The following is a 25,576-nucleotide window of genomic DNA, read 5'->3' as shown; positions in this document are numbered from 1 at the left end:
CTCAAAAGATTGCCCTTTTACTCTATTTCCCTTAGGTTTGCACACCCTGCCGCCCAGCGGAAGGAGTGCAAAAATATTGAAAAATCTATACACCTCTCATCCATATCTGTTGTAACCCTATTAAAAGTAACATAAAGGACTTCCATCGGGATGTAGGTTCTGCTTAAATGCTTAAGGCCGGTACATGAAGAAGGTAAAATACTTTTACAATACACAGACGCTAAAATATGAGAAGCTCGTAGTATCGATGCGGGTGAAACTGCTGAGAATACTGGGGTTCGTCTCCGCTGCCATCGTAACAGGGTTTATATTCCTGTCCGTATCCTATCGTGTACTGGATTCCCCCAAAGAGAAAAGGTTACGGCGGGAGATAGAGGTGATGAATGAGCGCTATGAGGCCATGGAGAACCGGATGAACGAGGTAAAATCTAAGCTGTCCGAACTGGAGCACCGCGATAATGAGATCTACCGTGTTATTTTCGAAGCCTCTCCTATTCCTGACAGTACCCGGGCGGGTAGCAGGGAAAAAGAGGAAGAGCTGACCCAGTTACAATCATTCTCCAGCAGCGAAATCATTGCCAGTACCGGCGCTTTGCTGCAGGAATTGTTGCACCGCATAGCCACACAGGCAAAATCTTACGAAAAGATCGACGACCTGGTAAAGAATAAACAGAAAATGCTGGCGTCTATTCCGGCTATTCAACCTGTGGCAAACAAAGACCTGAAACGTATCGCTTCCGGTTTCGGTTATCGTATTGACCCCATCTATAAAACTGTAAAATATCACTCCGGCCTTGATTTCGCAGCTCCTTCCGGCACGCCTATTTATGCCACCGGCGACGGTGTTGTAGAAGATGCCAGCACCAGCGCTGTCGGTTATGGCAATCACGTACTGCTCAATCATGGCTATGGCTATAAGACATTATACGGCCACATGCTGCGCATCAAAGTGAAACCCGGCGCTGTTGTAAAACGCGGCGAAGTACTGGGTTGGGTAGGTAGCACCGGTAAATCTACCGGACCTCACTGTCACTATGAAGTAGTGAAAAACGGAGAAAAAGTTGATCCTGTATACTTCTTCTTTAACGACCTCTCACCGGAAGAGTTTGACCGTATGTTGAAAATTGCCGCCTCCGGCAATCAGTCGTTCGACTAACTTGTTAAAGCTGAACCTGCAATAACAGTGGAGAATTTTGTAATTTGGTGCCATGATGCAACAACTGGACCTTTTTTCTTCACCGGATCCGAAACCGAAACCACCAGTACCTGAACCGGTACAGGAGCAGGTTACTGTTCAGAAGCCGCCTCCCAAACCCTTGCCGGAGGTGGAGATACCAGTGAAGATACAGGTGCAGATGCCGCCTGACAATCTCCCTCCCGTTCCTTTTACCGGCATAGGTACGTCTGTTACCGCCACACAGCCGCCACAAAAAAAACGTGGCAGGAAATCATTGAAAGAAGTAGCGGATGATCCGGACCTGATGAAATCCCTGGATGCCATCCCGCTGGATAAGCAATACTACTCAATTAGTGAAGTGGCAACGATGTTCCGTGTGAATACATCATTGATCCGTTACTGGGAAAATGAGTTCGATATTTTACAGCCTAAAAAGAACCGTAAAGGAGACAGACTATTCCGCCAGGAGGATATTCAGCATCTGAAACTTATCTATCATTTACTAAGAGAAAGAAAATACACCATTGAAGGCGCGAAGCAGAAATTAAAAGAAGACCGCAAACTCGCAGCCCGCAGTTTCGAAATGGTACAAGCTTTGCTAAAGGTAAAGGGTTTTCTAACTGAACTGAAGGAACAATTATAAACTTACATTATGCGATTGAAATCACTACTACTGGTTGGCGGTCTGTTACTGTCAACCCTGACATGGGCGCAAACCACAGCAAACCGCGCATCCAATGGTAAAAAAACGCTGAAAGGAAAAATAGACATGAAGACACTAATGAATGACAGCGCTTTTGCCTGGTTCTATACCGGTGTGAACGGATATCAGCCTAATGATAATATGCTGAACTACATCAAGGATAATCGCGGTAAATTCAATGTGGTGGCCGTAGTAGGTACATGGGAAGATCAGAGCCGCCAGCTGCTGCCTGCTTTATATAAGATCATGATACTCGGTGGAAGCCCTGAAGAACAGGTGCTGACCTATGGTGCTGATGAAAAAATGAGCAGCGATGCACCGCAGGATTATAAAGTAAAGAAGCTGCCTACGTTCATCTTCTTCCGTGAAGGAAAAGAGATCGGTCGTGTAAGCGGTGAAGTCGGTGAATCTCTGGAAAGCGATATGGCTAAGATCCTGCTGAAAGCAAACAGAAAAGATAAAGACTGAGTTTAATTATCCAGTATAAACAAAAAGCCCGTATCACACTTTGATACGGGCTTTTTATCTGGTACCTGATGAAATCGGGTAATCTTATGCGCTAATAAGGACGTTCGTTTATTAGACTACATCCCTTTTTATTTTTCGTGTATCTCCACTTTTGTACTGGATAATTTCACATCTCTTTTTTCCAGGATGGTAATTACCGCCAGGTTGATCTCATTACGGAGGGCATTGTATGGTACTCCTTCAATAACCTGCGTCAGGTAGATGATCTGAATAACGTAGGTGTCTTTGGTGAAATCATTCAGGTTCACAATAAAACCTTCCTGTATTTTTTCGTGCGTAGTCAGTAATTGTTTGATATCCTGCAGTACCTGCATCAGGTTATCAGCAGGGGTATCGCCTGCTACTTCCACTCGCAGTACCGCACGTTGGTGTGTACGCAGTGACAGATTATCCAGCACACTGTCCACCATCTTTTTGTTGGGTACTGTGACATATGTCTTTTCCAGTGTGCGGATACGCGTGCTGCGCAAGCCGATCTTTTCAACATTGCCCTGGAAGGAATCTACCCTTACTGAGTCGCCTACACGGAAAGGTTTATCAAAGAAAATGATAAAGGAACAGATCAGGTTCTCTATGCTTTCCTTGGCAGCCAGTGCAAGTGCCGCAGCACCGATACCGAGACCCGCGATGATCTTATTCACCAGTACTGCACCGAAGAGGATGCGTATAAAGGCAATGGCGCCAAAGATGAAAACGATCGCTTTAAAGAAGTCGCGGAAGAACACGATAAACTGGTTGTCAGTAATATCGTGCGAGAGATCTGCGCTTTTGCTGATCATAAGGGATATGAAATCGATCACCCGCAATACGATCCATATAATAGAAACCGTAAGCGCCAGCTCCATGATGGTGTGAAGCAGCAGCTTCAATGTATAACCATTGTATACCAGTACATCCAGCTCCGGAGGGAAGTTCAGGTGATCTACCGTCAGCATGAAGGTAACCAGTAGCAGGAAGTACTCCAATGGTACCAGCAGCAGGTGCGAAAACTCATGCTGAGCAATGTCGGGCGCCCAGCGTCTTACCTCTTTATATAACTGGGTAGCCAGCCATCTTGAGAGGTAGCGCTTGATCATGGAAACAAACAGCAATATAATTGCCAGTATAAAATAGTTTTGGATAGGGTTGCCAAGTATAACCTGGTCTAGAAAATTATTCATAGTTTACGTTTGCATTCTTCTGGTCGCGAAATTAGAGAATCCTGCGACTTTCTTTCTCATCTATTAATGTTACACCGGGTTGTCTGCCCTTTTCAAAGCTGCCATATTTACCATCAATTCCCAGTGCTCTCGCGCCATTCAGCGTTGCCCATTGTAAAATTTCTTCCAGTGCAATATTTGAGTAGTACTTCCGTATGGTCTGAATTTCCTGCCAGATAGATAACTGATGATTGGAGGCCAGACTATCTGTTCCAAGGGTAATGGTACACCCCTGACTGCGGAGCAGCGCTACATCGGGCATACGGTTCTCTATATATAGATTTGCCTGAGGGCAGAGACACCAGTAAGCCTGAGGCGCATGTTCCCTCGTAAAGGCAATATCCTGTTGCGTAGTATAAGTATTGTGTACCAACAGTACTGGCAATTGTTTGAACCAGGGTAACCATGCGGGCAGGCTGTTAGTGCCGGTGGCAGTAAAAGCCGATGCGTCCATATTGAAATGCTGATAAAAATCCAGGAAAGCGCCTGTCTTATCCTGGTAGAGCTTATTCTCTGCCTCACATTCCTGGTTATGGATGCTGATGGGCGTATTATCAGGTGTGTTGGATAAAAGTGAAAAAAGCGCCTCACTCACTGAATAGGGAGCATGCGGCACAATGGAACAGGAATGTCCGGGCCCGTTTACTTCCCTGAACTGCCTGAGTACATCCAGGCTGTACTCATAGCGTTGTTGAGCAAAGCCGGGAACAAACCCCATACACTCTATGAAAGAGTGGTAATATATAGGAGTATCCTTTTTAAATGCCAGGGAGGCCGTTCCGTTGCAGATGTCGCCAACGGCGCTGATACCACTCTCCCACATGGCTGTGGCCGCCTGTTGCATGGCTGCCTCCTGCGCCAGGGCATCCTGCTGCGCTCTCTTTTCCATGACACTCGTCAAAAATGCCGGGAGACCGGTTCCCCGGGGTACAGCTCCGCTCAGATGGGACAATTCCAGGTGGCAGTGGGTATTAACAAAACCGGGGCTCAGCAGGCCGTTCAGCTGCTGTACATCGTCGCCCGCCATACTTTCATGCACAATATCCTGGACGATGCCCTTATCAGACAATACCAGTACCATACTGCCGGGCAATAACTGCCGCCCGTTAAATAATGCCGTACCCTTAAATTTCAGCTGTTGAGACATGTAGTAATTATATTAATTTTGCGCCCAGTCAGAGGAGGTGAATAGCCCTGAGATTATTCATATCCTCCCAACAAAGATAATTATGATAGATAAACTTGATGCGATAAAGGGCCGTTTTGAGCAGGTATCGCTGGCATTAACTAACCCTGAGGTAGTTAGCGACAATAAACAGTTCAGCAAGCTGAGTAAGGAATACCGCCAGCTGGAAAAGATCGTAAAGGCGTATGATGCCTATATGAAACTACTTGACAGCATCGCTTTTAATAAAGAAGTACTGGAAAGTGGCGATGAGGAAATGAGGGAACTGGCAAAGGAGGAGACAGAATCCCTGCAGAACCAGAAGATTGAACAGGAAGAAACGATCCGTAACCTGCTGATCCCTAAAGATCCGCAGGATGAAAAGAACGCCATGCTCGAGATCCGTGGTGGTACCGGTGGTGATGAGGCCAGCCTTTTTGCCGGAGACCTGCTGCGTATGTACCTGCGTTATTGTGAGATGAAGGGCTGGAGCACCAATATCATGAGTGAGACTGCCGGCGCTGTGGGTGGTTATAAAGAGGTGGTAGTGGAAGTGACCGGAGATGATGTATATGGTACATTGAAATTTGAATCGGGCGTACACCGCGTACAGCGTGTGCCGGCCACTGAAACGCAGGGCCGTGTGCATACTTCGGCTGCTACCGTGGCCATTCTGCCGGAAGCAGAAGAGGTGGACGTAGATATCAGGGACGCAGATATCAAGATGGATACCTTCCGTTCCTCCGGTGCTGGTGGGCAGCACGTAAACAAAACGGAATCTGCTGTACGTCTGACGCATATACCTACCGGTGTGGTAGTAGAGTGCCAGGAAGGGCGCAGCCAGCACTCCAACAGGGATATTGCCATGAAGATGCTGCGTAGCCGTATCTATGAAGCGGCGGTACGTAAACATGAAGAGGCTATTGCGTCACAGCGTAAAAGTCTCGTGTCTACCGGCGACCGTTCCGCCAAGATCAGGACCTACAATTATCCACAGGGCCGTGTAACCGATCACCGTATAGGTATGACCATATATAATCTGGATGCTTTCATGAATGGTGAGATCCAGGAAATGGTACAGGCGCTCCAGTTTGCCGAAAATGCGGAGAAACTGAAAGTGGGCGGTTGATAATTATATGTTACATTTGCCCGCGTAATAATATTTAGTTACCTGGTATGCTGCCACTTTCAAAAACTGGCAGCATATTTGTCTATAGAAAACACATAAGAACAACTAGCATATTAAAAGAACGTTTAAACCAATTTAAGATGAAAAGAATAAATCCTATTGTAGCTATTGTGCTGTCCGCATCGATGTTATTTGGCTGTAAAACCTGGCAAAGCATGGATAACACCAAGAAAGGCGCTGTGATTGGCGTTGGTGGTGGTGCTGCAACTGGTGCTGTTATCGGTAAGGCTGCAGGTAATACTGCCTTAGGTGCTATCATTGGTGCTGCCGTTGGTGGTGGTGCTGGTGTGTTGATTGGTAAGAAGATGGATAAGCAGGCACAGGAAATCAAGAACCAGGTACCAAATGCTACCGTTGAGCGTGTAGGTGAAGGTATCAATGTAACCTTTGCTTCCGGCGTACTGTTTGGTTTCGATAAGTCAGATCTGACTGCACAGGCACAAACAAACATCAAGGAACTGGCAACTATCCTGAATAAATATCCTGACACTTACGTACGTGTGGAAGGACATACAGATACTACCGGTACTTACGATTACAATATGAAGTTATCTGAAAGACGTGCCATTGCAGTAAGCAACTTCCTGAAAGCACAGGGTGTAGCTGCTAATCGTGTACAACCTTACTGGTACGGTGCAACACAGCCGAAAGTGCCTAATACATCAGACGAAAACAAAGCTAAGAACCGTCGTGTGGAATTCTCCATCTTCGCAAACGACAAGATGAAATCTGAGGCGAAGAAAGAATCTGGTCAGCAGTAATATTTGACTGATATTATTATTATATGGTGCCTCCGCTCAAGCGGGGGCATTTTTTTTTGGTTCGCGGGGTTGTCTCCCCGGGGCTACAAACACATCGCTCCTTATTTCAGCCACCACTTTCTAACCAGGTTAAATGCAATGATACCAGCTATGGCGCCAACAGTATCTGCAGCTACATCACTCATGTCAAAGCTGCGGCGAACAGCGATATACTTCTGGATATATTCAATAGCAAGACCATAAAATGCCGCTGAAAGGGCAATGATAGTGAGGGTGAATTTGGAGAGCTCCCTTTTTTGCAGATATACACCCAGACACAGGAAGAACACAGTCCCCCCGAACAGACCAAAATGCACGATCTTATCCATATGGATCTTTTCGAACAAGGGAGAAGACGGGATCTTCTCACCGGGTATCGTACATACATACAGTACCAGTAATATCCAGATGATGGCTGGCAGATAATATCGAATAATTCTCATTGCTGGCATCTGCAGTAGTTTAGTCTGTAAAGTTATAAGGTTATAAAGTTGCTGACAACCTTATAACCTTAAACTTTGCAGGGTTATATCCTTTTTAACCTTTTATTAAAATATCGTGGAGTGGAGCGGATTATTCGCCAACCAGAGACTGATAAGCAGCTGCATCCAGCAGACCTTCTACATCAGCAGGATTGTTAACGGTCATTTTGATCATCCAACCCTGACCATAAGGCTCCTGATTCACCAGTTCGGGAGAACTGTCCAGTTCCGGATTGATTTCTTTGATAGTACCGGAAACAGGCAGGAACAGGTCGGATACAGTTTTTACAGCTTCTACGGTGCCGAATACATCTTCAGCAGCGAGGTCTTTACCGACAGTATTGATATCTACAAAAACGATATCACCCAATTCGCGTTGCGCAAATTCAGTAATACCAACGGTAGCTGTATTACCTTCCAGGAGAACCCATTCGTGGTCTTTAGTGTAACGCAGGTTTGATGGAAAATTCATGGCAAGTTTGATTTTAAGCGGTAAAATTAAGGAAATTCCAATTGAGAACAGTGATACTAGAAGAAAAGGAATTTATGTATCAATCTAATTTTCATGGGCACGTCTGCTAACGGACGATTGTTTGCATCAGTTTTTTGCGTTGCGATCTTATCGATCACATCGAGCCCTTTCACTACCTGTCCGAATATCGTATAACTCTGGTCCAGCTGCGGAGTACCGCCGATGTTCTTATAATGTTCCCTTTGATCTACCGGTATCTTACGGCCTCCCAGGCGGGTTTTCTCCAGTTGGTCCAACTGTTCGTCTGTCCACTTCTTCCCCTGTACAATGTAGAACTGACAGCCCGAACTTGCTTTGGTTGGATTGTCATCACGCGCAGCCGCCAGTGCGCCTTTTATATGATAGAGGTCCAGCTGGAATTCAGCAGGAATAGTATAATTCACATCTCCATTACCCAGCATAGCGCCTGGCTGCGCATGTTTTGATTCGGGGTCTCCGCCCTGTATCATGAAGGTATTGATAACACGGTGAAACAGTGTACTGTCATAAAAACGGGCCTTCACCAGTTTAATGAAGTTGTCCCTGTGCAGCGGGGTTTGATCATACAGTCGGATGATCATGGTGCCATAGGGTGTGATGACTTTTACTTTACGGTTCTTGGCCGTAGTGGTACCAAAGGAAAGTAACAATAGCAGCAGGAGTAGCAGTCTTTTCATGCGGGTGATTTATTATAAATGTTTTTTCATGAGCCAGTCGGTATCAACCTGGTTTCCGATATGGAAGAAATGTTCTCCGAACTTTTCGAATCCCTGTTGCTGATAAAAACGGATAGCCTTAAGATTATGTTCCCAAACCCCGAGCCAGATTGTCGTGATCGCGTTCTCTGCGGCGATCCGGTAACTGTGTTCAATGAGTAGTTTGCCGAGACCCAGGCCCTGAAACTGTTGCAGCATATATATCTTCTCTACTTCCATGACAGGTGTGGGCAGTGGTCCGTCGCTGTCCGGTTGTTTATGCAGGTTTAACTTCAGGAAACCGGCAGGTGCATCCTGATGCCAGAGTATAAAGAAGAGGGCGCCGGGGCTTGCCATTTCTTCGGCCAGGACTTCCCTGCTTTTCTTATCACGCAAAAAGGCTGCAAGATCTTCCGGGGTATAAGTGCCATTAAAGGTTTCCGTAAAGGTCTGCTTTTCCAGTTGTACCAATGTGTCTAGCTGTCCGGGAGTAATGGGGGCGATATGGTGTGAAGGCATCGTCATGGGTTGATTGCTTAAGAAAAAAGAGAAGCGCTGTCAGCGCCCCTCAAGATCATCAAAGTAGGCAATGATATGTTCCTGCAGAAATCTTTCCTGCTCAACCATATTCATTTTAGGAACGGGTTGGGCTTCTTTAAAATGAGGCCAGCCATCCTTGTCATATCCTTCCAGTTCATAATAGCCACTCTGGCTAAGCAGCGTACAGGTGGCCACGTGCATGAGGTCCTGTTTCTGCTCTTTGGTGAATTTCTTTTTTATGTGGCCCAGTTCCTGGATTCCTATTAAAAAAAGGATCGCTTCCATGTTCGGCGTCTTCCCGAAACGTTCAGTCAGCATATCCTCCACCCGTTTCCATTGCTGCGCGAATTCTTCCTGCATCTTCTAAATATTTAATTATGAGCTCCGTATGGAGAAGTTACGTTTGCAAATGTACGTTATAAAAAAAGATGATATAAATATGCTCAGGCTTTATTAATTTGGACGGATGAGTTAGTGAGACTTATGAATGACCATTTTCTGATATAAGGAAAACCTGAAAAACCGCAGTTCCCTGATAATCATGAACGTAATTCGTAATTTGTCATTTATAATGTTATTATTAACAGCATTTTAACGGGCAAAGCTGGCGCTGGGCGTAAGGTTTTACCGCCGGAATGTTTACTTTAGCAAACTTGTAAATAATATATAAGCATGGAGAATACATCGGATATCCGTCAATTGAACGAAAAGATCCATCAGGCCAGCGCATTTGTGGACCTGTTGAACCTCGAACTGGGTAAGGTGATCGTTGGTCAGCGTTACATGGTAGAAAGGTTGCTTATCGGCCTGCTGGCAGGTGGTCACGTACTGCTGGAAGGGGTGCCCGGTCTGGCAAAAACATTGTCCATTAAGTCCCTGTCATCTGCTATTAATGCGAAATTCAGCCGTATTCAGTTTACGCCGGACCTGTTGCCGGCCGACGTGGTAGGTACGATGATATATAACCAGCAAAAGAATGAGTTTGTGGTACGCCGTGGTCCTATCTTCGCCAACTTTATCCTGGCGGATGAGATCAACCGTGCCCCGGCAAAAGTACAGAGTGCCCTGCTGGAAGCGATGCAGGAAAGACAGATCACTATCGGCGACACCACCTTTAAACTCGATGATCCGTTCCTGGTACTGGCTACCCAGAACCCGATCGAGCAGGAAGGTACCTACATGCTGCCTGAAGCGCAGGTAGACCGTTTTATGCTGAAAGTAACGATCGGTTATCCTACGAAAGATGAAGAGCGTCACATCATCCGTCAGAACCTGAATCCTACAGCTACTGCCACTATCAATCCGGTGGTACAGCCTGCAGATATCATTGCCGCACGTAAACTGGTACGTGAGGTATACATGGATGAAAAGATTGAACGTTACATCATCGATATCGTGTTTGCTACGCGTAATCCGGAAGACTACAAGCTGCAGAAACTGAAACCGCTGATCTCTTATGGTGGTTCACCAAGGGCAAGTATCAGTCTTGCAATGGCAGCTAAAGCATATGCATTCACTAAACGCAGAGGTTATGTGATCCCTGAGGACGTGCGCAGCATCTGTTTTGATGTAATGCGTCACCGTGTAGGTCTTACCTATGAAGCAGAAGCCGAAAATGTGACCAGCGAGAACATCCTCAGCGAGATCCTGAATGCAGTTGAAGTACCTTGATAGGTGCTGTGGGGCAGGTGTGCGAATCATTATTCATTTTAATCATTACCGGTGGATACTGCAGAAATACTAAAAAGAGTAAGGCGGCTGGAAATAAAGACCAGAGGCCTCTCCAATCATATATTCTCAGGGGAATATCACAGTGCTTTCAAAGGCCGTGGTATGTCTTTCAGTGAAGTAAGGGAATACCAGTTCGGAGATGATATCCGGTCCATCGACTGGAACGTGACTGCGCGGTTCAATCACCCGTTCGTAAAAGTCTTCGAAGAGGAACGTGAGCTCACCGTGATGCTGATGGTGGATGTGAGTGAAAGTTCCATCTTTGGTACCGCCAAGCAGAACAAGCGGAACATGATGACCGAATTGTGTGCCGTACTCGCGTTTTCCGCTATCAACAACAACGATAAAGTAGGTGTTATCTTCTTTAGTGATGGTGTAGAGAAATATATCCCGCCTAAAAAAGGTAAATCGCATATCCTGTTCATCATCCGTGAACTGATATCGTTCGAACCTAAACGCAAAGGCACCAATATCAAAGAGACACTTCGTTTCTTCAACAATGCCAACAAGAAAAGGAGCATCGTGTTCCTGATGAGTGACTTCCTGACCGGTAGTTACCAGGATGCACTGAACATTGCATCCAAAAGGCATGATATGGTAGGCGTTCACATTTACGATCAGCGCGATAAAGAATTGCCGTCTGTAGGCCTGATCCAGATGAATGACCTGGAAACAGGCGAACGTCAGTGGGTGGATTCTTCTGACAAGAAAGTGCAGCAGTATTATACCCAGCAGTTCCATCAGCATGTGCAATATTGCCGTAACTCTTTCAAGAAAAGTGGTGCGGAGCTTATCAGCATACGTACGGATGAAGATTATGTAAAAGCCTTACAATCCTTTTTCGTAAACAGGTGATAGTTTAAAGCTGAGCAAGTACTAACATGGTTAAACCGATTATAGTTAAACGTCTTATTTTTTTCTTCCTGTTAGGATTCGTCCTCGCGCCCTTTGTTGCTTCCGCCCAGCAGGTGGATGTAAAAGCGCAGGCTGATACTGACAGGATCCGTCTTGGCGAGCAGGTGAAGCTTCGGCTGTCTGCCAGTATGCCTCCGCAAGGCGTGAATGTGGTGTTTCCACAGATCCCTGATTCCTTCGGACATTTTGAGGTAGTACGCCGTTCCCCGCTGGATACCACTGCACAGGGAAATACAAAGCTGTTAGGCCAGACCATTGTGCTGACCAGTTTTGACTCGGGCCGCTGGGATATTCCAGCCCTGCGTTTTGACCTGGTAAGTGCCGGTAATATTACAGATTCAGCCTTCACCGGACCATTAAGCATTGACGTAAATACCGTTGAAGTAGATACCACAAAAGCGTTCAAACCTATTAAAGGTGTGCGTACTGTAGGTTGGAGCTTCTGGGATTACTGGCTGTACTTTGCCATCGGTATTACCGTAGCGCTGGTGGCAGTAGGCCTCATCGTATATTTCCGCAGCAGGCCGAAAAAAGTAGCGCCGGTACCTGTAGCTGCTGTGGTGCCACCTTACGAAATAGCGTTGCAGCAACTGCAGCAGCTAAAATCGGAAAAGGTATGGCAGCAGGGCGATATCAAACAGTATTACACCCGGCTTACGGATATTCTGCGTACCTATTTTGAGCAGCAGTTTAATATTCCGGCACTGGAGCAGACATCGGAAGAGTTATTGCAACATATCAAACCAGTCACCATCCTGAACCAGCAGCGTGATAAACTACGCAGCCTGTTAAGCCTGGCAGACCTGGCGAAGTTTGCAAAACTGACACCATCTCCGGAAGAGCATGAAGGTGCTATGCAGCATGCGCAGGAAATTGTGGAATGGACGAAGCCTGCAGCAGAAAAAGCAGCAGTAGCAGAAGCCGGGAAAGAAGAAACAAAGCATCCTGCGTAAGCGGGTCGCTCCATCAAAAGAGAAATTATTATTAATAAATGGATTTTTCGATCTGGAAAAGTATTGAATTTGCCCATCCCGCCTTCTTCGGGCTACTGGCACTGATACCAGTGATGATCTACTGGTACATTGCCCGGCAGCAAAGGCGGCAGGCAGCCATGGAAATGTCTTCCCTGCAGGGATTGAAAGGACTGCCTGTTTCATGGAAGGTGACAATGCGTCCCGTACTACTTGTACTGCGCCTCCTGGCTTTTACCGCTCTGGTAGTAGCATTGGCCAGACCGCAAACCAACAATACCTCCGAAAGTATCGACAGTGAAGGTATAGACATTGTGATGGCGATCGACATTTCGGGTAGTATGCTGGCGCAGGACCTGCAGCCGGACAGACTGGAGGCTGCTAAGAAAGTGGCGATGAACTTCGTCGACAGCCGTATCAGTGACCGTATCGGTCTGGTGATCTTCTCCGGAGAAAGCTTTACCCAGTGCCCTATCACAACAGATCATGGTGTGCTGAAAAACCAGATCGCACTGGTAAAAAGTGGTATGCTGCAGGACGGTACAGCTATCGGTATGGGGCTGGCAACTTCCGTAGACCGTCTGCGTACCAGCAAAGCTAAAAGTAAAGTGATCATCCTGCTGACGGATGGTGTTAACAATACCGGTCTCATAGATCCGCTCACAGCACTGGAAATCAGTAAGGCGTTCAAGATCCGTGTGTACACCATCGGTGTAGGTACTGTAGGCAAAGCACCTTTCCCGATGACAATGCCTGATGGTTCTATACAGATGCAGATGCAGGATGTACAGCTGGATGAGCCGCTGATGAAAAAGATCTCTGCAGAAACAGGAGGTAAATATTTCAGGGCTACCAACAACAAAGAGCTGGAAAATATCTACGGTGAGATCGATAAGCTGGAGAAAACTAAAGTAGAGATCACTTCCTACAAACGTTTTGCAGAACACTTCTTCCCGCTGGCGATGCTGGCGCTGGCATGTATGCTGCTGGAAGTGGTGCTGAGGTACACAGCTTTCAGAAGTCTGCCGTAAAATGATTTACATAAAAAACCAGGCCCCGGGAATTTAATCCCCGGGGCCTGGTTTTTTATCTATTCCGCCGAAGTAGTCGATCCACGCAACTTCCCCGTAACTTTTCAACTGATCCGAAAAACCCCCTAACTTTACAGCCTAAATAACTAAGACGAGAATTTGCAAGCAACTATTTATAAATCCACAGGCAGCTGGTATACAGCCAAAGCAACTACGGGGGAGGTATTTCAGGCCCGAATTAAAGGCGTAATGAAAATAGATGAGGATATTACCTCTACTAATCCTATTGCTGTGGGCGATATTGTAGAGATTGTGCGGGAGGATGGAGATGCCACCGCCAATAATGCGATGATCACGGAAATAGTGGACCGCAGGAATTATATAGTGCGCAGTTCTCCCCATAAAAAGAACCAGAAACATATTGTAGCAGCCAACCTGGATCAGGCAATGCTGATCTGTACCGTAAAGGAACCACGTACTTCCAACGGATTTATGGACCGTTTCCTTGTAACGGCCGCAGCGTACCACATACCTGTGGTGCTCGTGTTCAACAAACGGGATATTTACAAAGAGAAAGACCTGGATAAGTTTGCCGAACTACAGGCATTGTATGAAGACATCGGGTATAAGGTGCTGCTGGTGTCTGCAGAAAAAGAGCAGGGAATAGAGGAGTTAGTTGCTGAGATGAAGGATAAGACCACCCTGATGTCAGGGCATTCCGGTGTAGGTAAGTCGTCCCTGATCAACCGTTTATTGCCCGGCCTTGACCTGCGTACCAAAGCTGTGAGCGGATGGAGCGGGAAAGGGCTGCATACCACCACATATGCAGAGATGTACGACCTGCCTGCAGGTGGTAAACTGATCGATACACCGGGCGTACGTGAGTTTGGTATTGTAGATATCGCCAAAACGGAGCTATCGCATTATTTCCTTGAAATGCTACCATATTTACCCCAGTGCCAGTTCAATAACTGCCTGCATATCAACGAACCCGGATGTGCCGTGAAAGAGGCGGTGAATGCCGGAGACATTGACGTGAACAGGTATGTCAGCTATGCCACCATCCTGGAGTCCATACAGGAAGAACAATACTGATCGTTATTCCTGCTAAAGGACCAGCCCTGTAATAGTATCAACGTTTTTTCCTTTTGGGAGCGCTCATCTCGTCCAGAAGTTTCTCGGCCCCCCAGTTTTTGCGGGGAGTAGGGCAACCTGTTTTCCGCGTACGGCAGGCGGATAGTCCGGTGAGGGATATCACCAGTACAAAGAGTAAAAGTCTTTTCATAGGATGCGGTATTAATTAAAATACTCTGCCATTCATCTGTCTGGATGAAGACTTGTTTTGCTTTACATTTTTAGTAGAATAGTAGTTGTTGCTGGGGCAACCGGTGCGCTCTGTCTTACAGCTTGCAGCAAACAAGCCGCACACCACCATTAGTAGTAATAGTTTTTTCATAGGGCAAGGTGATTATTAAATGCAAGATAATTAAAATATGTCATTTACTTTCCGGCGTGTCCTTAAACCAGCCGGAGTACATGAGATAATTGTTGGCAATGCGATCTATCTCGCCACTGATCAGGGATTGACTGATATCTTTCACCTTTTTGGCGGGTATGCCGGCATAGATGGACCCGGCTTCCACCTGGGTACCTTCCAGCACTACCGCGCCGGCGGCGATGATGGTGTTACTGCCAATGTGTGCATTATCCATCACGATAGCGCCCATGCCTATTAATACATTGTCGTCAACGGTGCAGCCATGCACAATAGCGTTATGTCCGATAGAGACGTTGTTGCCGATGATCGCCTTTGTTTTTTCATAAGTACAATGGATCACGGCGCCATCCTGCACATTTACCTTATTACCCATCCTGATGCTGTTCACATCTCCGCGGATCACTGCATTGAACCAAACGCTGCACTGGTCTCCCATTACCACATCTCCTACAATTGTTGCATTAGGAGCAATAAAACAGTCGTTTCCTATTGTGGGCAGTATTCCTTTAACCGGTAAGATGACAGGCATATAGTAAGTTTTAACGCAAAAGTAAAGAAATTCGTATAGGTCTGCTGTAAGCTGCCTGCAGGGCCGGGATCTTATCAGCGCCCGACTGATTCTTTAATGTATTTTTGCGGCAGAATGAATAACAGACAACTCTTTTTACGTCATGTGGCCCAGCTTTCAGATGCGCCGCTGGCACTTGAAATAGTGAAGGCATCCGGTATGTACATGTGGGATACCGAAGGCAAAAAGATCATGGACCTGATTGCCGGTATCAGTGTTTGTAATGTGGGGCATTCACATCCTGCGGTGGTAAATGCGATTAAGGAACAGGCGGAGCAGTACATGCATCTGCTGGTATATGGAGAACTGATCCAGTCGCCGCAGGTGGCGTTTGCCACGTTGTTAACACAGCATCTGCCGCCATCCCTGAATAGTGTTTATTTCACTAATTCAGGAGCTGAAGCTGTGGAAGGCGCCATGAAACTGGCTAAACGTTATACAGGGAGAACAGAGATCATCGCTTTTGAGAAGAGTTATCATGGCTCTACCCAGGGCGCTATGAGCATTATGGGAGATGAGACCTGGCGGAATGCATATAGGCCGCTATTGCCTGATATACAGCATCTTACTTACAATACATGGGAAGCGGTAGACCAGATCACTGAGCGTACTGCCTGTATTATACTGGAAACTGTTCAGGCAGAAGCAGGTGTACGCGTACCGCAGAAAGAATGGCTGCAGGCTATCCGGGAGAAATGTACTGCCACCGGTACCTTGATGGTATTGGATGAAATACAATGCGGCCTTGGACGGAATGGTACTTTGTGGGGTTTTGAGCAGGCAGGTGTAGTACCCGACATCCTGTTGCTGGGAAAGGCGCTGGGAGGTGGAATGCCCATGGGCGCTTTCATTGCTGATAAAGAGATTATGTGGAGCCTCACCAACAAGCCGGTGCTGGGACATATGACCACTTTCGGTGGCCATCCTGTGATCTGTGCAGCGGGTATGGCTGGTTTTAAGGTATTGCTGGAAGGAAACCTGGTAGATACGGTGAAGGCCAAAGGGCAGTTATTTCACCAGTACCTGCAGCATCCGGCTATTAAGGAAATCCGCTCCCTCGGACTGATGATGGCCGTTGAATTTGAAGGCTTTGCGATGAATAAAAAGGTCATTGATGCCTGCATCGAAAGAGGATTGCTGACTGACTGGTTCCTTTTTGCCCCTGAATGTCTGCGTATTGCTCCACCGTTGATTATCAGCGAGGAAGAGATCCGGCAGGCTTGTAAGATTATCATAGATGTGTTAAATGAGGTGACGGGAGCTAGTGCCTGACTCCTTCCTGCTGTCACAACAAGTTTTCCGTTGACATCCCAGTTATAACAAAAAAATATATTTTGTCTTCTCATTGAAATATGTAACTTTGATGTACAAAGTACTTTAGTATGACAGATCAGCAACACCTGGATGCAATAAGTGATATCCGGCGCATAATGGAACGGAGCACACGTTTTCTTTCCCTTAGCGGATTAAGTGGCGTCTTTGCTGGCGTATCTGCCCTGGCCGGTGCGGCAACCGCTTACACCCTGTTCCGGTCTTATTACGATCGCTGGGAAGTAAGAGGGCATTATGACGATGCGGACTTTTCCATGCTCCGGCTGCAACTGATCATAGTAGGGTTTAGTGTGATGGCACTGGCGCTGTGCGGGGGAACTTATTTCACCTGGAGGAGAGCCCGGCGAAACAACGTTCCTGTCTGGGATGCGACTTCCCGTAAAGTATTTATCAATGCATTCATCCCGATGCTGGCCGGAGGTGCTTTTATTGCCGGTCTGATATATAATCATCTGGATGTACTGGTAGCACCTTCCTGTCTTATATTTTATGGTATGGCATTGCTCAATGCCAGCAAGTATACAGTCTCTGATATCCGTTACCTGGGTATTGCTGAAATAGGACTTGGCATATTAAATGTTTTCTTTTTGCGCAGAGGGCTTTATTTTTGGGCTATCGGTTTTGGTGTGTTGCACATATTGTATGGTATCATTATGTGGTGGAAATATGAGCGGCAGGCAACTGCAGAGTAAAACCGGTGCAGATCGGAACTAGTAGAAATAATAAAGATGTACTCGTGAACAATCCCATAGGTAACTTAAATAAGATTTTTGACAGTCGTATACGGCTTGGAGTGATGAGTATCCTCATGGTCAATGAGGAAGTCAGCTTTAATGACCTGAAGCAGATGCTGGAACTGACAGATGGTAATCTGGCATCCCATCTCAGTACCCTGGAAGAAAATGGTTACCTCAAAGTGCACAAAGGTTTTATAGGACGTAAAACCAATACTACCTATTCTATTACAAAAGCTGGTGAAAAAGCTTTTAAAGGCCACCTGGCCGCCCTCGAAAATATGATCCGCTCCATGGAGTAATTTTTTTTGTACTTATACTTTGAAGTTCAAAGTGCTTTTAAATATAATTATATGCAAACAACTAACATCAACGAAACAAATCCCCTGCCTCCGGGCCAACCTTCCCCTGCTACGGAAATCCGTTCACAGGGTGCTAAGGACCGGCCTTCCTTTTTCGAACGTTATGCCTATGGTGTAAAAGCGGTGCTCATCGGTATTCTTGTGATATTCCTCTTAATTCCCACTGCCATGATCCTGGGGCTTATTTCCGAAAGGGAACAACGGCAATATGAAGCTAAAGGGGAAGTCAGTGGGAAATGGGGAGATGCTCAGACCATTACAGGACCTGTACTGGTAATACCTTACTATAGCAAACCGGGAGTGACATCTACGGCGGTATTCCTGCCCGATAAACTGGCTGTAAATGGTGAGTTACTACCGGAAATACGCCGGCGTGGTATCTACGAAGTAGCTGTGTATAGCTCTCATTTACAGATCAAAGGTGCTTTCTCGGCCCTGGATCTGAGCGGGTTAAATATTGATCCGGCAACTGTGCTGTTGAAAGACGCTTACCTGGCAGTCGGGGTCAATGACATGCGTGGTATCACCAACCAGGCGGGCGTAGAATGGAATGGTCAGAACCTCTATTTTAATCCGGGTATCCCCGCTACTAACCTGTTCGAGCATGGCATGCAGGTAAAAGTACCACTGACAATATCAGATTCCGGTATTGTGGCCGGCAACTTTGCTGTCAATCTTGATCTGAAGGGCTCCGGCCAGCTGTTCTTCTCTCCTGTGGGAAAGACGACAACGGTCGACCTGAACTCCAACTGGAAGAGTCCCAGTTTTGACGGTGCCTTCCTCCCCAATACACATAATGTACATGCAAAAGGCTTCACTGCTTCCTGGCAGGTTTCAAACCTGAATCGCAACTTTCCTCAAAGCTGGGTTGGCGCCAATGCTAATCTGCACTCAGCTGATTTCGGTGTGAAATTATTTCTGCCGGTGGATACCTACCAGCAATCCACCCGTGCGGTCAAATACGCTATCCTGATCATAGGCCTTACATTCCTGGTATTTTACTTTATTGAATTGCTACAGCATTCCTCTGTTCATCCATTACAATATATATTAGTCGGCGCAGCATTATGTGTATTCTATACCTTGCTGATCGCTCTTGCAGAACAACTGAACTTTAGTATTGCTTACCTGATTGCTGCTGTACTTACCATTCTGCTGGTAGCTATATATACGGCCAGCGTATTGCGAAGCAACCGAATGGCCATAGGCGTTGGCGGGGTATTGAGTCTGCTCTATGGGTTTATTTATGTCATCATCCGTTCGGAAGATCAGGCCCTGCTCATGGGTAGCCTTGGACTGTTTATAATACTGGCTATTGTGATGTACTTTAGCCGGAGGATCAAGTGGGGAGAATTATAAAAATTATAAACAGTTATACTCATGCAAACCGGTCGCTATCTGCTGCAGCGTTTAAGAAGTTTTAAATATGCCTTTGAGGGTATCATCGCTTTTCTCCGCAGTGAGCCACATGCGCGCATTCATGCTGTAGCAACGGTGTTGGTAGTAGCGGCCGGTTTTTATTACAGATTGTCTGCCAATCAATGGATCGCCATTCTGATAGTAACCGGGATGGTATGGATCACTGAGATGCTGAATACTGTTGTTGAAAAGATTATGGACCATCTGTCGCCGGAATGCCACCCGAGGGTAAAATGGATCAAAGACGTTGCTGCGGGGGCAGTACTTGTTTCGGCTTTAGTGGCAGCCATCACAGGCGCTGTCATTTTTATCCCTATCCTGTAAAAGAAAAGGGTCTCGCATAAAGCGAGACCCTTCCATATATTAAAGCTCATTCTTCTTAGAAATCAACTCCCATTCCGAAGTACCAGATCGGTTTACCACGGAAGAACGCAACCATCGGCCAGCCAGCATCCACTCTCAGGAAGTAGCCAGCGAGCGTTGTACGGGCGCCGAAGCCATAACCACCTACAAATGGTCCGAGGAAACCTTCTTTCACTTTCACTGTTACACCGCTACCATTGTCGTAATAAGTGTAGTTAGCGTCTTTAAAGTTCAGTTTCTCATTCCACGCAGTACCGATATCTACAAAGCTGGTCACCTGGAAGTTCCGTACGATAGCTGAGTTGATAGGCCTGTTCATAAAGGTGGCGAATACCGGCAGGCGTAATTCCGTATTGAACACCATTACATTGTTACCGTTACGTGCATTCTGTTTGTAACCACGCAATGGAGTTGCCAGTGTCTGGTATGCATAGTTTGCATTCATATTCACCGGTGTATTGGTGTTGATCTTAGGGTTCAGCCAGTTGTCGGTACCACCCAGGTAGTACAACAGTTTGCGTGTACCCCATGACAGGTCTGCGGAGAAACGGGTAGCCCATATAAAGTTGCGGTAGATGGACTCGTAATGTCTTACATCAATACCCATATTATATGTGAACTTGCCCTTGCCTGCAGCTGCCCCCTGATCGAATACGTCATTCAGGTCGCCGTTGATCTGTGCGTTCATATCGCCATAGATCTTGTAGCGTGTACCATGCCAGATGTTGATGGCCGGGTTGATGGTATTGTCATACACATATTCCAGGCGTAATAATGCGTAGTTGTCGGCAAAATTCCTCAGCTTCAATGTGTTTTCATCTGAAGCGGCTATTACGAACCTGTCGTTACGGTAGCCCACCTGTAAACGGACACTTCTGGCCTGATCAAATGGATAACGTATGTCGAACTGGAAGAGATTGGTCTTCATCTTGGCCGGGAAATCCAGCGGGTTGCCCAGCGTGTCGAAACCAATACCGCTATACTTATCTACTCTGCGGTAGTAGGTAAATTTATAATCAAAGCGTTTTTTAAGATAGGAAGCAGAGATGAAGTATTCAGTACCATCCAGGCTGGAAGGGAATCTGAAACCACCATTGATCTTAATGTCTTCCATCAGGTCACTTACACCTATACGGATCAGACCATTCACAGGATCCACAAGCCTGATAGGGCCGGAAGGAGGACCGGTAAACGGCTGATACCTGTTGATCAGGATAGAGTTATCTATCTGGAGTATCAGGTAGTCTGATGCGAATTTCAGTTTATATGGCAGCAGTTTTGCCTTCTTCAATACAGGTTCCATCAGCGGGATCTGTGCTATCTGGGTTTCTGCTGCTACACTGGAATCCTGTTCTTCCTTGCCAAATTCACTCTGGAAGAAATCGTCATGCTTCGCGGTGTCGACTTTCGTCTTTTCATGATAAGTCGGCAGTCCCAGGCGCAGGCTGTCTTCGTGCATCTGGCGGGCCCTGAAAGTGGTAGGGCGACTGCTTACATTCCTTTTACGCAGGGTCACGGTATCGATCTTCAGCTTCTGGAGGTTCTTATAGCCATATTGCTGGATCACCTGCGATACTTCGCTCTGGTCGCCTGCTCCTCTGGATTCTTTAATACCATAAGAGTAGTTCGACATCGGGAAGGTGTAGGTAGAATCTTTGGTAAGCGATACTGCCATTACTGAATCAGGCGCTGAGGTACCATATTCTGCCAGTGCTGAATCCAGGTCGGCCTTGTCAGGGTTATGCAGGATCTCCGACCCGATGAAGAAGAGGGAATCCACTCCCGTTCTTTCCGTCTTAAAGAAACCGGCATAACGGTTACGGATACCGTTGATATCTGATACGAAGGTAAAGTGTGTGTTGTTGTATTGCAGCGGCGAACGTGCGTTGCCATACTTCATGTCTGTCAGCTGGGAGATCTGTTTATCAGCGCTCTTGTTCCAGTTGTCGATCAGGAAGATATTGTAGTGACCTGCCGGCAGAACGGTATCCCCGCTTTTAGCGGTGGGAGATGGCCTGTTGGAAGAGTAGATGATCCCGCTCTTACCAGGGAAGGCTACGAAGGAAGGGTCCAGATCATCGTATACATCGTTGGTGATCTGTTCCGCAGTTTGCTTTGTGATGCTGTAAGTGTAGATATCTGTATGACCGTTCTTCACTGCTGAGAGTAACAGGGAGTTGTCGTATTCGAAGAAGTACTTCATATCGATCACCCTGTCGAAGCGCGGAAGGTCTTGTTTGGTAGTAGTTCTGGTAACGAGGTCATATACCATGAGCTTAGTTACGCCCTCATGTTCGTAGATAATGGCCAGACGGTTACCTTTCTGGTTCCATGCCAGTAACGGATAGTTAGGGTCCAGCTGGCTGGCCTGCATTCTTACCCCGCTACGCAGCAGTACCTTAGGCTTCATATCGGCGAGCTGTACCTGCACTTTATACAATCCTTTGGAAAATTCCACCACTGCATAATAAATGCTCTTCGGATTGGCCTGGAAACGGTAGAAGTCTGACTTCTTCAGTTCCCTGGATGCGATGGTACGGGCGCCACGGGTACTCTGACGGCGGCGGCGGTTATCGTCCTGGTAACGTTTGGCATTGAAGACCATGAAGTCCTTCAGCGCATTTTTAGGCTTCTGGCTCAGTACCTGCTCAAATCCTTTTTTCAGTCCACGGTTGATGCGTGAGATATACATCAGGTAAGGCACAGCGTCCTTGCCATATTTACTTTCTACATAATACCAGAAGGCATGGCCGGCCAGTGTAGGCTTTTCGTAGGCCAGCTGGTAAAAGTCCTTATATCGGCCTGACTGGATAGCGTCTTTCAGTTCGTCATCCAGCTGGGTATTCCAGTTTTCGGCTGCATAGGCTATAAATCCGTCGGTAAACCATTTTGGGAAATCAATGAGCACTGCATTTCCGGCAAACTCTCCGATATCTTCTCCGAACAACAGGTTTTCCAGCATAACGCGGGCGATCCCTTCACGGATCTGTTTGTACAGGTGTTCATGGTCGCCATCAAAGTACACGATTAACTTATTACCCACCAGCTTGGTGATACCACCGGTGTTCTGCCAGTCAACGCCAATGCCTATATTGGATTGCTTCATTTCCCCGAAGCTGTTGTACACGACAATATTTACCCGCTGACGGAAGGTAAATTCCATGAATTGTTCCAGCTGTGGCAATTCCCTTTCTGCTACCTGTGCTACGTATTTCCCTAATTCCAGACCGTTCTGGCTGAAGTAAGTATTAAAATGACGGGTTTGATAGTAACGCCATTTAAAATTCTTATGCTGTATGCGGTTCTGTCCAAATTCCACGGTATTGGTCTGTGCCTGGGATAGATACGAGCCAAGTAATAGGGTACCGGTAATTAATAACCTGGTAGTAAGTCGGTTCATACAGAAAGTATTGATAATATTGCGTTCTGAATTAAAAATAGCAAAAATCGGCAACAATGATGGAAATACAACATTTCACCTTTAATCCGTTTCAGGAAAATACCTATTTACTCATTAACGAAAAAAAGGAATGTATAATTATAGACCCGGGCTGTTATTTTGAAGAAGAAAGGAAACAATTACTCACTTATATCGAAAAAGAGGGTTTGAAAGTTACACGGCTCCTGAACACACATTGCCACATTGACCATATTTTCGGTAACAGGCTGGTAGTGAAGACCTATGGAGTTGGCCTGGAAATACATCCTCAGGACAAAATTGTACTGGACCGTTCTCCTGAAATAGGTAAAATGTATAATATTCCCTTTGAACCTTCTCCAGAGCCGGTCCGGTTCCTGGAAGACGGCGAAAAAATACAGTTTGGCGACGATGAGCTGGAGGTATTGCTGACTCCTGGTCATTCACCGGGGAGTGTGTGTTTTTATTCCGCCAGCCAGCAAATCCTTATTGGTGGAGATGTGCTGTTCTACCAGAGTATTGGCCGTACAGACCTGCCCGGGGGCAGCCATCAAACTTTAATTAACAGCATTCAGCAGAAATTGTTCGTATTGCCCGATGAGGTAAGGGTGTATCCCGGTCACGGACAGTCCACCACTATTGGTTTTGAAAAGCGGCATAACCCCTTCCTGCAGTAAGTACTCAGACTCTTCAGGACTGTAGAGGTTTAAATCCTGCTCACAAATTTTCCGATCAGCGGCAGCCTGGAAAACTCCTTCTTTTCCATTTTCAGCAGGAACCAGATATAGCCGCCAAAGAAGACTGTGGCCACAAACAGGGACAGCGGCTTCAGTGCGTATACATCGCCGGGAGACAGCAGGGTCCTGTTCAGAAGGTCATACAGGTAAAATGTCAGCACTGCGGTTATTATGTACGTGAGGATGCGCGGGAGATGGTAAGGCACCGGATAATACTTCTGTCCCAGTGCATAACAGATGGCCATCTGGGCAAAATAGCAGACCATAGTGGCCAGTGCTGCACCGAAGTATCCCATCACAGGGATCCACCACCAGTTCAGTAAAAAGGCCAGTACCGCCGTGATAATTGTGATCATAGCGCCTGTTTTGGTCCGGTCAGTCAGCTTGAACCAGATGGTCAGGTTATAGTAGATGCCCAGGAACATATTGGCCAGCAAGAGAATGGGAACGATCTTCATACCCGGATAGTACTCCGGCCTGCGCAGAAAGATCTTCCAGACATTGAGGTACAGGCTTACAAAGAGGAACATCATACATAACAGCACCACAAAGAGTTTCATGATGCGGGCATACATTTTCTGCGGATCTTTGCCTTCTGCCTGTTTGAAGAAAAAAGGTTCTGCGCCTAACTTAAATGCCTGTATGAACATCGTGATAAGGATCGCCAGTTTGTAGTTGGCGGCATAGATCCCGATCAGCTCTTTTTTATCCGTCATATTATTCCCCGGCAGGAATTGCGGCAGGAACCATGCCCTGTCAAAGGTCTCATTCACCATACCAGCCATCCCGAAAAAGATCAGCGGAATAGAATAATTCAGCATCTGTCTCCATACGGCAGTATCAAATTGCCATCGGATACGCATGAGCTGAGGCAGGAACAGCAAGAGCGTGATACCACTTCCCAGCGCATTGCTCAGATAAATGTAACCTACCTGGTTACCCGGACGTATATCCGGCAGCCAGGTCTGTCCTGCAGCACGCATTTTCGGGATAATGACCAGGAAAAGGAGGTTAAACCCGATGGTGGTCAGAATGTTTGCCAGGCGAATAATGGCATAACGGACCGGTTTATTCTCCAGCCGCAGCTGGGCGAAGGGAATGGCCGTCAGCGCATCAAAAGCCATGATCAATACCAGATAGGTAAAGAACACCGGATGCGTGTCAAGTCCGCTCAGTTCACCAATATAAGAGTGGATAACAGGTCCACGGAAGAACAGGAGTAAGATTGTAAAACCAATGGTAGAGAACAGCAATGAGATGGTGGATGTACTCAACACCGTCTGACTATTCTCCTTTTTGGCAAACCGGAAGAAGGCGGTTTCCATACCATAGGTCAGGATAATATTCAGGAATGGAATATAAGCGTATACTGTAGACATCTCCCCGTACGAAGCCTGTGTCATCAGCTCCAGGTAGAGCGGTGTGAGGAAGTAGTTTAGGAGCTTGCTCGCTATGTTACTAAAGCCGTAGTAGATCGTTTGTCCTGCCAGTGATTTTATACTCAATTC

General features: G+C 46.6%; 28 protein-coding genes. 16 read left to right on the top strand and 12 right to left on the bottom strand.

What is annotated here, in order from left to right:
• Positions 1-184: 184 nt before the first annotated feature.
• From L3C95_RS01835 to L3C95_RS01825, 3 genes are read left to right on the top strand one after another with little or no spacing between them, the layout of a single operon-like run.
• The gene (locus L3C95_RS01835; RefSeq protein ID WP_236384543.1) at positions 185-1,156 is read left to right on the top strand and encodes a M23 family metallopeptidase; all 972 of its coding nucleotides are present in this window, start codon (positions 185-187) and stop codon (positions 1,154-1,156) included.
• Positions 1,157-1,208: 52 nt separating this feature from the next.
• Positions 1,209-1,820: a MerR family transcriptional regulator gene (locus L3C95_RS01830; protein ID WP_236384541.1), complete on the top strand. Its 612-nt coding sequence runs from the start codon at positions 1,209-1,211 to the stop codon at positions 1,818-1,820.
• A gap of 9 nt (positions 1,821-1,829) precedes the next feature.
• Complete coding sequence (locus L3C95_RS01825; RefSeq protein WP_236384538.1) at positions 1,830-2,348, top strand: thioredoxin family protein; 519 nt, start codon at positions 1,830-1,832, stop codon at positions 2,346-2,348.
• Positions 2,349-2,476: 128 nt separating this feature from the next.
• Here the strand turns inward: L3C95_RS01825 and L3C95_RS01820 are convergent, their stop codons facing one another.
• Positions 2,477-3,568 (bottom strand): mechanosensitive ion channel family protein, encoded by a 1,092-nt coding sequence (locus tag L3C95_RS01820; RefSeq protein WP_236384534.1) that lies wholly within the window; start codon positions 3,566-3,568, stop codon positions 2,477-2,479.
• A gap of 31 nt (positions 3,569-3,599) precedes the next feature.
• The gene (locus L3C95_RS01815) at positions 3,600-4,754 is read right to left on the bottom strand and encodes an amidohydrolase family protein (protein ID WP_236384532.1); all 1,155 of its coding nucleotides are present in this window, start codon (positions 4,752-4,754) and stop codon (positions 3,600-3,602) included.
• An 82-nt stretch (positions 4,755-4,836) separates the two neighbouring features.
• Here L3C95_RS01815 and prfA point away from each other — a divergent pair, with 82 nt between their 5' ends.
• Entirely contained in the window at positions 4,837-5,901 is a 1,065-nt protein-coding gene (gene prfA / locus L3C95_RS01810) for a peptide chain release factor 1 (protein WP_236384530.1), read from the top strand.
• A 140-nt stretch (positions 5,902-6,041) separates the two neighbouring features.
• Entirely contained in the window at positions 6,042-6,722 is a 681-nt protein-coding gene (locus L3C95_RS01805) for an OmpA family protein (RefSeq protein ID WP_236384528.1), read from the top strand.
• Positions 6,723-6,823: 101 nt separating this feature from the next.
• On the opposite strand, the gene L3C95_RS01800 is transcribed toward L3C95_RS01805, so the two are convergent.
• From L3C95_RS01800 to L3C95_RS01780, 5 genes are all read right to left on the bottom strand, one after another.
• The gene (locus L3C95_RS01800) at positions 6,824-7,213 is read right to left on the bottom strand and encodes a VanZ family protein (RefSeq protein ID WP_236384519.1); all 390 of its coding nucleotides are present in this window, start codon (positions 7,211-7,213) and stop codon (positions 6,824-6,826) included.
• Between the two features lie 121 nt (positions 7,214-7,334).
• Positions 7,335-7,715 carry a glycine cleavage system protein GcvH gene (gcvH, locus tag L3C95_RS01795; RefSeq protein ID WP_236384516.1) on the bottom strand — a complete coding sequence of 127 codons (381 nt, stop codon included), beginning with the start codon at positions 7,713-7,715 and terminating at the stop codon, positions 7,335-7,337.
• A gap of 56 nt (positions 7,716-7,771) precedes the next feature.
• Entirely contained in the window at positions 7,772-8,431 is a 660-nt protein-coding gene (locus L3C95_RS01790) for a peptidylprolyl isomerase (RefSeq protein WP_236384502.1), read from the bottom strand.
• Positions 8,432-8,443: 12 nt separating this feature from the next.
• A complete protein-coding gene (locus tag L3C95_RS01785; protein WP_236384497.1) occupies positions 8,444-8,968 on the bottom strand; it encodes a GNAT family N-acetyltransferase in 525 nt (174 codons plus the stop codon).
• A 39-nt stretch (positions 8,969-9,007) separates the two neighbouring features.
• Entirely contained in the window at positions 9,008-9,349 is a 342-nt protein-coding gene (locus L3C95_RS01780; RefSeq protein ID WP_236384494.1) for a hypothetical protein, read from the bottom strand.
• Between the two features lie 312 nt (positions 9,350-9,661).
• On the opposite strand from L3C95_RS01780, the gene L3C95_RS01775 reads away from it, so the two are divergent.
• The 5 genes from L3C95_RS01775 to rsgA all read left to right on the top strand — a co-directional run bounded on the left by L3C95_RS01775 (position 9,662) and on the right by rsgA (position 14,732).
• Complete coding sequence (locus tag L3C95_RS01775; RefSeq protein ID WP_236384493.1) at positions 9,662-10,660, top strand: AAA family ATPase; 999 nt, start codon at positions 9,662-9,664, stop codon at positions 10,658-10,660.
• Between the two features lie 51 nt (positions 10,661-10,711).
• Positions 10,712-11,575, top strand: coding sequence for a DUF58 domain-containing protein (locus L3C95_RS01770; protein WP_236384491.1), 864 nt, complete (start codon positions 10,712-10,714; stop codon positions 11,573-11,575).
• Positions 11,576-11,601: 26 nt separating this feature from the next.
• Complete coding sequence (locus tag L3C95_RS01765) at positions 11,602-12,588, top strand: hypothetical protein (protein ID WP_236384489.1); 987 nt, start codon at positions 11,602-11,604, stop codon at positions 12,586-12,588.
• Between the two features lie 38 nt (positions 12,589-12,626).
• Positions 12,627-13,637, top strand: a complete 1,011-nt coding sequence (locus L3C95_RS01760) for a vWA domain-containing protein (RefSeq protein ID WP_236384488.1) — start codon at positions 12,627-12,629, stop codon at positions 13,635-13,637.
• Between the two features lie 159 nt (positions 13,638-13,796).
• Positions 13,797-14,732: a ribosome small subunit-dependent GTPase A gene (rsgA, locus tag L3C95_RS01755; RefSeq protein ID WP_236384486.1), complete on the top strand. Its 936-nt coding sequence runs from the start codon at positions 13,797-13,799 to the stop codon at positions 14,730-14,732.
• Positions 14,733-14,769: 37 nt separating this feature from the next.
• Here the strand turns inward: rsgA and L3C95_RS01750 are convergent, their stop codons facing one another.
• From L3C95_RS01750 to L3C95_RS01740, 3 genes are read right to left on the bottom strand one after another with little or no spacing between them, the layout of a single operon-like run.
• On the bottom strand, positions 14,770-14,922 hold the full coding sequence (locus L3C95_RS01750; RefSeq protein WP_199654015.1) for a hypothetical protein: 153 nt from the start codon (positions 14,920-14,922) through the stop codon (positions 14,770-14,772).
• 15 nt (positions 14,923-14,937) lie between these two features.
• Positions 14,938-15,093 carry a hypothetical protein gene (locus L3C95_RS01745; RefSeq protein ID WP_236384472.1) on the bottom strand — a complete coding sequence of 52 codons (156 nt, stop codon included), beginning with the start codon at positions 15,091-15,093 and terminating at the stop codon, positions 14,938-14,940.
• A 40-nt stretch (positions 15,094-15,133) separates the two neighbouring features.
• On the bottom strand, positions 15,134-15,664 hold the full coding sequence (locus tag L3C95_RS01740) for a gamma carbonic anhydrase family protein (protein ID WP_236384469.1): 531 nt from the start codon (positions 15,662-15,664) through the stop codon (positions 15,134-15,136).
• A gap of 114 nt (positions 15,665-15,778) precedes the next feature.
• Here L3C95_RS01740 and L3C95_RS01735 point away from each other — a divergent pair, with 114 nt between their 5' ends.
• The 5 genes from L3C95_RS01735 to L3C95_RS01715 all read left to right on the top strand — a co-directional run bounded on the left by L3C95_RS01735 (position 15,779) and on the right by L3C95_RS01715 (position 19,874).
• Complete coding sequence (locus L3C95_RS01735; RefSeq protein WP_236384466.1) at positions 15,779-16,975, top strand: aspartate aminotransferase family protein; 1,197 nt, start codon at positions 15,779-15,781, stop codon at positions 16,973-16,975.
• Between the two features lie 110 nt (positions 16,976-17,085).
• A complete protein-coding gene (locus L3C95_RS01730; RefSeq protein WP_236384464.1) occupies positions 17,086-17,727 on the top strand; it encodes a hypothetical protein in 642 nt (213 codons plus the stop codon).
• Between the two features lie 44 nt (positions 17,728-17,771).
• Complete coding sequence (locus tag L3C95_RS01725; protein ID WP_089829004.1) at positions 17,772-18,071, top strand: winged helix-turn-helix domain-containing protein; 300 nt, start codon at positions 17,772-17,774, stop codon at positions 18,069-18,071.
• 51 nt (positions 18,072-18,122) lie between these two features.
• A complete protein-coding gene (creD, locus tag L3C95_RS01720; protein WP_236384462.1) occupies positions 18,123-19,490 on the top strand; it encodes a cell envelope integrity protein CreD in 1,368 nt (455 codons plus the stop codon).
• Between the two features lie 21 nt (positions 19,491-19,511).
• Positions 19,512-19,874, top strand: coding sequence for a diacylglycerol kinase family protein (locus tag L3C95_RS01715; protein ID WP_236384461.1), 363 nt, complete (start codon positions 19,512-19,514; stop codon positions 19,872-19,874).
• 55 nt (positions 19,875-19,929) lie between these two features.
• On the opposite strand, the gene L3C95_RS01710 is transcribed toward L3C95_RS01715, so the two are convergent.
• Positions 19,930-23,313, bottom strand: a complete 3,384-nt coding sequence (locus L3C95_RS01710) for a hypothetical protein (RefSeq protein WP_236384459.1) — start codon at positions 23,311-23,313, stop codon at positions 19,930-19,932.
• Positions 23,314-23,369: 56 nt separating this feature from the next.
• On the opposite strand from L3C95_RS01710, the gene L3C95_RS01705 reads away from it, so the two are divergent.
• Positions 23,370-24,008 carry an MBL fold metallo-hydrolase gene (locus tag L3C95_RS01705; protein ID WP_236384457.1) on the top strand — a complete coding sequence of 213 codons (639 nt, stop codon included), beginning with the start codon at positions 23,370-23,372 and terminating at the stop codon, positions 24,006-24,008.
• 29 nt (positions 24,009-24,037) lie between these two features.
• Here the strand turns inward: L3C95_RS01705 and L3C95_RS01700 are convergent, their stop codons facing one another.
• Positions 24,038-25,573, bottom strand: a complete 1,536-nt coding sequence (locus tag L3C95_RS01700; RefSeq protein WP_236384454.1) for a polysaccharide biosynthesis C-terminal domain-containing protein — start codon at positions 25,571-25,573, stop codon at positions 24,038-24,040.
• Between the last annotated feature and the right edge of the window lie 3 nt (positions 25,574-25,576).

It is taken from the genome of Chitinophaga filiformis, assembly GCF_021646545.1.
GTDB lineage: Bacteria > Bacteroidota > Bacteroidia > Chitinophagales > Chitinophagaceae > Chitinophaga > Chitinophaga filiformis_A.
Note: the sequence above shows the minus strand (reverse complement) of the source record. Positions and strands in the feature narration are given on the sequence as shown.